This window comes from Pseudoxanthomonas sp. LjRoot204_2, assembly GCF_056175765.1.
Genome location: NZ_JBGFFG010000180.1, coordinates 1 through 6,799 on the forward strand (window position 1 = coordinate 1; position 6,799 = coordinate 6,799).

The following is a 6,799-nucleotide window of genomic DNA, read 5'->3' on the forward strand; positions in this document are numbered from 1 at the left end:
AGGCCAAGGTGGCGGGCAAGAACTGCTACCGCTTCTACAGCCGCGCGATGGACCAGGCCGTCGAACGCCGCGTGCGCATGGAGCAGGAACTGCGGGGCGCGTGGGAGCGCGGCGAACTCAGCCTGATGTACCAGCCGGTATTCCGCATGGCCGACAGCCGCATCGTCGGTGCTGAAGCGTTGTTGCGCTGGCAACATCCGGAGCTTGGCATGGTGGCGCCGTCGGTGTTCATCGATGTGGCCGAACAGAGCGGACTGATCGAGAGCATCGGTCCGCGCGTGCTGCGTGCCGCCTGTGCCGCGGCCGCGCGCTGGAGCACCGAACGCGACGCGCTGGATCCGTTGTTCGTCTCGGTCAACGTGTCGCCGCGCCAGTTGCGCAGCGGCGACCTGCCGGATGTGGTCGCAGAGTGCCTGCGCGACACCGGCCTGGCGGCATCGCGCCTGCACCTGGAGCTGACCGAGACCGCCGTCATCAGCGACGAGGCGCACGCCAGCGCGCTGCTGGCCACGCTGCACCGCACCGGCGTGAAGGTGTGGCTGGACGACTTCGGCACCGGCTTCTCCGGGCTGAGCCACCTGCGCCGCGTGCCCGTGGACGGCGTGAAGATCGACCGCAGCTTCATCGCCGACATGCTGCGCGACCCGGACGACCTGGCGCTGACCACCGCGATCATCGCCATGGCGCACTCGCTGGGCATCACCGTCGTCGCCGAGGGTGTTGAGAAGGAAGGCCAGTTCAACCTGCTGCGCGAGCGCGGCTGCGACCTGGCACAGGGTTACTGGCTGGGATATCCGGTGACTGCGGCGGAGTTCGCGCAGCTGATCGCCTGAAGCACGTCCGCCGGGGCCRCCGTGGGAGCGACGTCAGTCGCGATGACGTGCCGCTGAGGAGAGGCTCGCGACTTACGTCGCTCCCACAGCAGCGCGACTTGTTCAGAACCAGCTGTCGACCAGCCGGGCCAGCGATTCGAACAGGTTCCCCGACAGAAAGCCGAACACGACCACCGCGATGCCGCCTGCGATCCAGCCCACCAGCAGCAGCGCGCCGTCGCGCTCGAGCAGCGCCAGCGCGAACAGCAGCAGCAGGAAGCCGAACACGTAGTTGGTGAAGGGAATCGGCAGTGCCAGCAGGATGCCCAGCAACACCAGCAGCAAGCCGGTGAAGCTCAGCGCGATGCGGTTGTCGAGGAAGCCTGCCATGCGCGGTCGCACCAGCTTCTCCAGGCGGCGCAGCCACGGCGCCATGCGCTGGCGGAAGCGGATCATCGTGCTGCGGTGCGGCCCCCGATGGGCCAGGAAGGCCGGCAGCCAGACCTTGCGCATGCCGAGCAGCAACTGCACGCCCACCAGGACCACCATCGGGCCACCGATGGCGCCGCCGACGCCCGGCACCGGGATGAAGGCCGGCAGTACGCCGATGAAGAGCAGCATGCCGAACGCCGCCGGGCCGAAATCCTTGAGCAGGTCGCCGATCCGCAGCACCTCGTCGGGGTCGCCGGCCGCGAAGCCGTCGAGCAGCGCGGCAGTGCTGGTGTGGTGCGGTGTTTCGTCGACGGCCATGTCAGATGGCCAGGTCTTCGTCGATTTCAGGCAGCTTCTGCAGCAGCAGCTTGTCGATGCGTGCGCCGTCCAGGTCGACCACCTCGAACCGCCAGCCGGCCCAGTCCAGGCGTTCGCCGACATGCGGGATGCGGCCGAAGCGCTCGATCATCAGGCCGGCGACCGTGTTGTATTCGTCGTCGTCCGGCAGCGCCACCCCACCCATCAACTCGCGCAGGTCGTCGTTGGGCAGCGAGCCGTCCACCAGCAGCGATCCATCCTCGCGCACCACGACGAGCGGCGCGTCTTCGGTGTTCTCCGTTGCCTGCAGGCGGCCGACCACGGCACCCATCAGGTCGCTCTGGGTGACCAGGCCCYGAATTTCGCCGTACTCGTCGACCACCAGCGCCAGCGACTGCTGTTCCTCGCGGAAGATTTCCAGCAGCTTCATCGCGTGCGTGGATTCGGACACGAACAGCGGCTCGCGCAGCTTGATGAACAGGTCGGGCTGGGCGATGCCGAAGCGGTCCAGCAGCGATTTCACTTCCAGCACACCGACCACGTCCTGGTCGTTGCCGCGATACACGGGGAAGCGCGAGAACGCGGAATCATGCATCGTCCGCAGGTTGTCTTCGTACGGTGCCGCCGCATCCAGCCACGTGATCTTCTTGCGCGGGGTCATCAGGCTGTCGGCCGTGCGATCGCCCAGGCGCAGCACGCGGTTCATCATGTTGCGTTCGTCGGCGTCGATCACGCCTGCCTCGTGTCCTTCGGACACGAGCATGCGGATTTCCTCTTCGGTGACCGCTTCCTTGTTGTCGTCCGCCAAGCCGAATACGCGGAGCACCAGGCGCGTGCTGAAGGCAAGCAGCGCAACCGCAGGGGCGGTCAGCTTGGCCAGCCATCCCATCGGGACGGCGACGAAACCCGCGATGGTTTCCGGACGGGTGATTGCCAGACGCTTGGGCACCAGCTCGCCGAAGATCAGCGTCAGATAGGTGATCAGCGCGACCGCCACGCCCACGCCGATCTTGGACGCATAGGGCGCGGAGGCCGGAACGGTGGAAACAAGCCATGCCCCGATCGCGCTGCCGATGGCATCGCCACCGAAGGTACCCGTCAGGACGCCGATCAGCGTGATGCCGATCTGTACGGTCGACAGGAAGTTCTCCGGCTTCTCCGACAGGTCGAGTGCGCGCTGCGCGCGATGGCTGGTCTGGGCCATCTGCTTCAGCCGGCTCTTGCGCGAGGTCATGACCGACATCTCGGACATGGCGAAGAAGCCGTTCAACAGCACCAGGGCAAAAACGATCAGCAGCTCAAGCACGGGAGCCTCCGTTCAGAGCGGGGAGGGCCGGCAGGGCGGGCGGGGTCTGTCGCGGGGGACAGTGGGGGGAGGTAGGGTCGTCGTCCATAGGGTGCACCCGGAGGCGCGGCGCGAGTTTAGCAAACGACCGACGCGCGGACGCGTGAAGCTGAACGAGACATTCGGCTAATGGGGAGTCCCTCGGGCGCGCTGGCCACCGGCTCGGGCTGTCCGCAACCGTCACGGAACGGTCATAATTCCGCCCCTGAAGCCGTCCATCCCGTGACGGTGGGACCGCCCGATGTTCTCCCTCCAGACGATCTTCGGCTCCGGCCAGCAGTTCTACACGCTGTTGGACGAGGCCGCCCAAGCCGCCCACGACAGCACCAAGGCCCTGCATACCATGATGAAGGCCACCGACCGCCAGCCGGCGCTCGATGCCTTCAAACTGGCGCGCCTGCGCGAGCGCGCGGCTTCGGACAAGATCGGCAAGGCGCTGGTGGAYAGTTTCATCACCCCGATCGAGCGTGAGGACATCGAGGCGCTGGGCTCGGCGCTGTACAAGATCCCGAAGCAGGTGGAGAAGTTCGCCGACCGCTATTCGCTGGCCATCCAGCACCTGGACGGCATCGACTTCGCGCCGCGCGCGGCGATGCTGGAGCAGGCGGCGTCGGTGGTCGTGGAGATGGTCCACGAGATCAAGAAGATGAACATCGATCGCATGACGTCGCTCAACGAGAAGCTGCGCGCGATCGAGAACGAGGCCGACCGGCTCATGCTGGAGCTGTACCGCGACATCTACTCCGGTCGCCTGGACCACCTGCAGATGTTCCTGCTGAAGGAGTTCTTCGAGATCCTGGAAAAGGCCATCGACCGCTGCCGCGAGGCCGGCGTGGTGGCGTACCAGATCGTCCTCAAGAACAGCTGACGGGTCGCGCCCATGCTTACCCTCGTGCTGGTGGTGATCTTCGCCGCGCTCGTCTTCGAGTTCATCAACGGCTTCCACGACACCGCCAACTCCATCGCCACGGTCGTCGCCACCAAGGTGCTGTCGCCGGGCCAGGCGGTGATGCTGGCCGCGGTGATGAACCTGATCGGCGCGCTGACCGGTACGGCCGTCGCGAAGACGATCGCTTCCGGCCTGGTCGATACCAACGTGGTGCAGGTGACCTCGCAGGTGATCCTCTGCGCCCTGCTCGGCGGCATCATCTGGAACCTGATCACGTGGTGGAAGGGCCTGCCGTCGTCGTCGTCGCATGCGCTGATCGGCGGCCTGTGCGGCGCCGCGCTGGCCGCCGCGCACAACGACTGGGGCGCGCTGATCTGGTCGCAGGCGGCCGGTGACTGGACGCAGAACAAGGGCATCCTGTGGAAGGTCGTGCTGCCGATGATCTCGTCGCCGGTGGCGGGCTTCGTGCTCGGCATCGTGGTGATGGTGCTGCTGTGGGGGCTGATCGTGCTGCTGTCGAAGCTCGGCGGCTGGCTGGGCCGGCTGGCGCGTCCGCACTTCGTCAACAAGTTCTTCGGCAAGGCGCAGATCCTGTCGGCTGCCTACATGGGCTACGCGCACGGTCACAACGATGCGCAGAAGACCATGGGCATCATCGCGCTGACGCTGTTCGGTGCCGAGGCAAGCGGCGCGCTCGACAACCTGCCGGGCTGGCTGGCGTTCCTGCATCCGGGCAGTGCGGGCGAGCAGGACATCGCCATGTGGATCGTCATCACCTGCGCCATCGTGATGGCGCTGGGCACCGCGTCGGGCGGCTGGAAGATCATCAAGACGCTCGGTCACAAGATGGTGAAGCTGCATCCGATCAACGGCTTCGCCGCGGAGACCAGCTCGGCCACCATCCTGACCGTTGCCGCGCATTTCGGCATGCCGGTCTCGACCACGCACAGCATCTCCACCGCGATCATGGGCGTGGGCTTCGCGAAAAACCCGCGCGCGCTGAAGTTCGGCGTGATCGAGCGCATCCTGTGGGCGTGGGTGCTGACGATTCCCGCCGCGGGCGGTATCGCCTACGGCCTGCTGCGGTTGCTGGAATCGATCGGCTGGGCGTGACGTGGCCCCGCATCCGTTGGAACAGAAAACGCCGGGCTTGCGCGGCGTTTTTCTTTCCGGTGCCGCGATGGCGGGCCGGGGCTACAGCAGATCGCCCTCCGCGGAGAGGGCGCGCTCCATGCTGTCGCCCAAGCCGCCGATCTCCAGCACCAGGCGGTCCACCTCGGCCGGGCTGAGGCTTTCGTACGGACGGTTCTCGCACAGCTGCAGGTAGGGCACGCCATCGAGTTCGCCGATGGCGAGGTAGCCGACGCTGCTCTGCCAGTTGAACTTCAATGCGCGCCTGGCGTCGATGCCGGTCATCGGGGCGATCACCGTGCTCACGCGCAGATAGCCGCGTTCGTCATCGTTGCCCAGTTCGGACAGGTAGATCGTCTGGTGGCGCTTGCCATTGTCCAGCGACAACTCCACGCAGGCGACATACGGGTCGTGCATGGTCACCTTGTAGCCGGAGGAACTCAGGTGGCCGCGGACCTGTTCGAAGTTCTGCATGGGATGCTCCCCTGTTGCCGATACCGCTATGCTAATCCCGCATGGGCGCCAAGTCTCCCGAAGATCGCATTCTTGCCGCAATCCGTGCGATACCGCACGGTCAGGTCGCCGGCTACGGCGAAGTGGCGCAGCGGGCAGGCTTGCCGGGCCGTGCGCGATTGACCGCGCGCATCCTCAGCCAGAACGCCGACCCTTCGCTGCCGTGGCATCGCGTGCTGCGCTCGGACGGGCGCATCGCCTTCCCCGAGGGCTCGAAAGCGTTCCGCGAACAGAGCCAGCGCCTGCGCGCCGAGGGCGTGAAGGTGGAGAACGGACGCGTGAAGCGCCCGCCGAAGGCGGACGATCTGGATGCGGCACTGTGGGGTCCCGGTGCGCGGTGATGCGCTGCCCGTATGATGTAACGCGACCGTTTCGAGGTTTGCCATGTTTCCCCGACTGACGCCTGCCGTACAGGCCCTGCTTATCGCCAACGCGGCGGTGTTCCTGCTGCAGTTCTTCCTTGCGGACCAGGCTCTTGAGTATTTCAAGCTCTGGCCAGTGAGCGCGCTCGCGTCGTCGGCAGGCTACGGATTCCAGCCATGGCAGCTGCTGAGCAGTGGTTTCATGCACGACGGCGTCATGCATATCGCCTTCAACATGCTTGCGATCTGGATGTTCGGTTCGGCACTGGAGGAGCGTTGGGGATACCGCGACTTCATGACCTTCTTCCTCATTTGCGTGGTTGGCAGCAACCTGTGCCAGTTGCTGGTGAGCAGCGGGATGGCCGCTTGGGACGGTTCCATCATCCGCACGGTGGGAGCTTCTGGTGGCGTATATGGCGTGCTTTTGGGGTTCGCGATGGTGTTCCCGAACCGCCGCATGGTGTTGTTTCCTTTCCCTRCCGAAATTCCTGCCCGCACGCTGGTGATGATCTATGGCGCGCTGGCGCTGTTCTACGGGATAACCGGGACACAGGCCGGAGTGGCACATTTTGCCCACCTCGGCGGCATGTTGTTCGGATGGCTGGTGATCCGCTACTGGCGGCGACAGCCGCCGTTCGGCGGCCCGAGGAAGAAGAAGGGGCCGCAGCTACGGGTGGTCAAGTAGCCTTCAGAAGTCCGGGCGCAGGCGGACGGTTTCCAGCTCACGCCTGACCGATTTCCAGAACAGGGTCGGTGCGAACCACGTGTAGACGCAGAAGCCCATCCACGCGAGGGTGACGGCGGTACCCCATTGCGGCAGCCCTGTGTCGTCGAGCACGAGCAGCAGCACGCGATAGAGCAGGAAGATACCTACCAGCATCAGCAGTGCGCGACGGTTCGAACCGGCGGCCACGTATGTCTGGAAGCGCCACCAGGCCCCGAGCACAACGCTGGTCCGGGCCTTGATGCCGCACAGCAAGGCCAGTGCGGCCTCGTC

Annotated in this window: 9 protein-coding genes; 5 read left to right on the forward strand and 4 right to left on the reverse strand. The window is 65.9% G+C overall.

Annotated features, from left to right (window positions below):
- Positions 1 to 833, forward strand: an 833-nt coding sequence (locus AC04L7_RS10015; RefSeq protein ID WP_475512922.1) for a putative bifunctional diguanylate cyclase/phosphodiesterase, incomplete at its 5' end; no start/stop codon positions are given.
- A gap of 102 nt (positions 834 to 935) precedes the next feature.
- On the opposite strand, the gene AC04L7_RS10020 is transcribed toward AC04L7_RS10015, so the two are convergent.
- A complete protein-coding gene (locus AC04L7_RS10020; RefSeq protein WP_435999786.1) occupies positions 936 to 1,562 on the reverse strand; it encodes an exopolysaccharide biosynthesis protein in 627 nt (208 codons plus the stop codon).
- A 1-nt stretch (position 1,563) separates the two neighbouring features.
- Complete coding sequence (locus AC04L7_RS10025) at positions 1,564 to 2,868, reverse strand: hemolysin family protein (protein WP_475512923.1); 1,305 nt, start codon at positions 2,866 to 2,868, stop codon at positions 1,564 to 1,566.
- 280 nt (positions 2,869 to 3,148) lie between these two features.
- On the opposite strand from AC04L7_RS10025, the gene AC04L7_RS10030 reads away from it, so the two are divergent.
- Complete coding sequence (locus AC04L7_RS10030; RefSeq protein WP_056878267.1) at positions 3,149 to 3,775, forward strand: DUF47 domain-containing protein; 627 nt, start codon at positions 3,149 to 3,151, stop codon at positions 3,773 to 3,775.
- A 12-nt stretch (positions 3,776 to 3,787) separates the two neighbouring features.
- Entirely contained in the window at positions 3,788 to 4,909 is a 1,122-nt protein-coding gene (locus AC04L7_RS10035) for an inorganic phosphate transporter (RefSeq protein WP_435999777.1), read from the forward strand.
- 81 nt (positions 4,910 to 4,990) lie between these two features.
- On the opposite strand, the gene AC04L7_RS10040 is transcribed toward AC04L7_RS10035, so the two are convergent.
- Positions 4,991 to 5,401, reverse strand: coding sequence for a hypothetical protein (locus tag AC04L7_RS10040; protein ID WP_296282565.1), 411 nt, complete (start codon positions 5,399 to 5,401; stop codon positions 4,991 to 4,993).
- A 41-nt stretch (positions 5,402 to 5,442) separates the two neighbouring features.
- Here AC04L7_RS10040 and AC04L7_RS10045 point away from each other — a divergent pair, with 41 nt between their 5' ends.
- Positions 5,443 to 5,781 carry an MGMT family protein gene (locus AC04L7_RS10045; protein ID WP_435999775.1) on the forward strand — a complete coding sequence of 113 codons (339 nt, stop codon included), beginning with the start codon at positions 5,443 to 5,445 and terminating at the stop codon, positions 5,779 to 5,781.
- Between the two features lie 43 nt (positions 5,782 to 5,824).
- The gene (locus AC04L7_RS10050) at positions 5,825 to 6,487 is read left to right on the forward strand and encodes a rhomboid family intramembrane serine protease (RefSeq protein ID WP_475512924.1); all 663 of its coding nucleotides are present in this window, start codon (positions 5,825 to 5,827) and stop codon (positions 6,485 to 6,487) included.
- A gap of 3 nt (positions 6,488 to 6,490) precedes the next feature.
- Here the strand turns inward: AC04L7_RS10050 and AC04L7_RS10055 are convergent.
- The coding region (locus AC04L7_RS10055; RefSeq protein ID WP_475512925.1) for a hypothetical protein at positions 6,491 to 6,799 on the reverse strand (309 nt) is incomplete at its 5' end.

What these genes read in the sequence shown, in the direction of transcription:
- AC04L7_RS10035 (WP_435999777.1), top strand. Translation starts at nt 3,788, where the DNA reads ATGCTTACCCTCGTGCTGGTGGTGATCTTCGCCGCGCTCGTCTTCGAG.
- AC04L7_RS10040 (WP_296282565.1), bottom strand. Translation starts at nt 5,401, where the DNA reads ATGCAGAACTTCGAACAGGTCCGCGGCCACCTGAGTTCCTCCGGCTAC.
- AC04L7_RS10020 (WP_435999786.1), bottom strand. Translation starts at nt 1,562, where the DNA reads ATGGCCGTCGACGAAACACCGCACCACACCAGCACTGCCGCGCTGCTC.
- AC04L7_RS10045 (WP_435999775.1), top strand. Translation starts at nt 5,443, where the DNA reads ATGGGCGCCAAGTCTCCCGAAGATCGCATTCTTGCCGCAATCCGTGCG.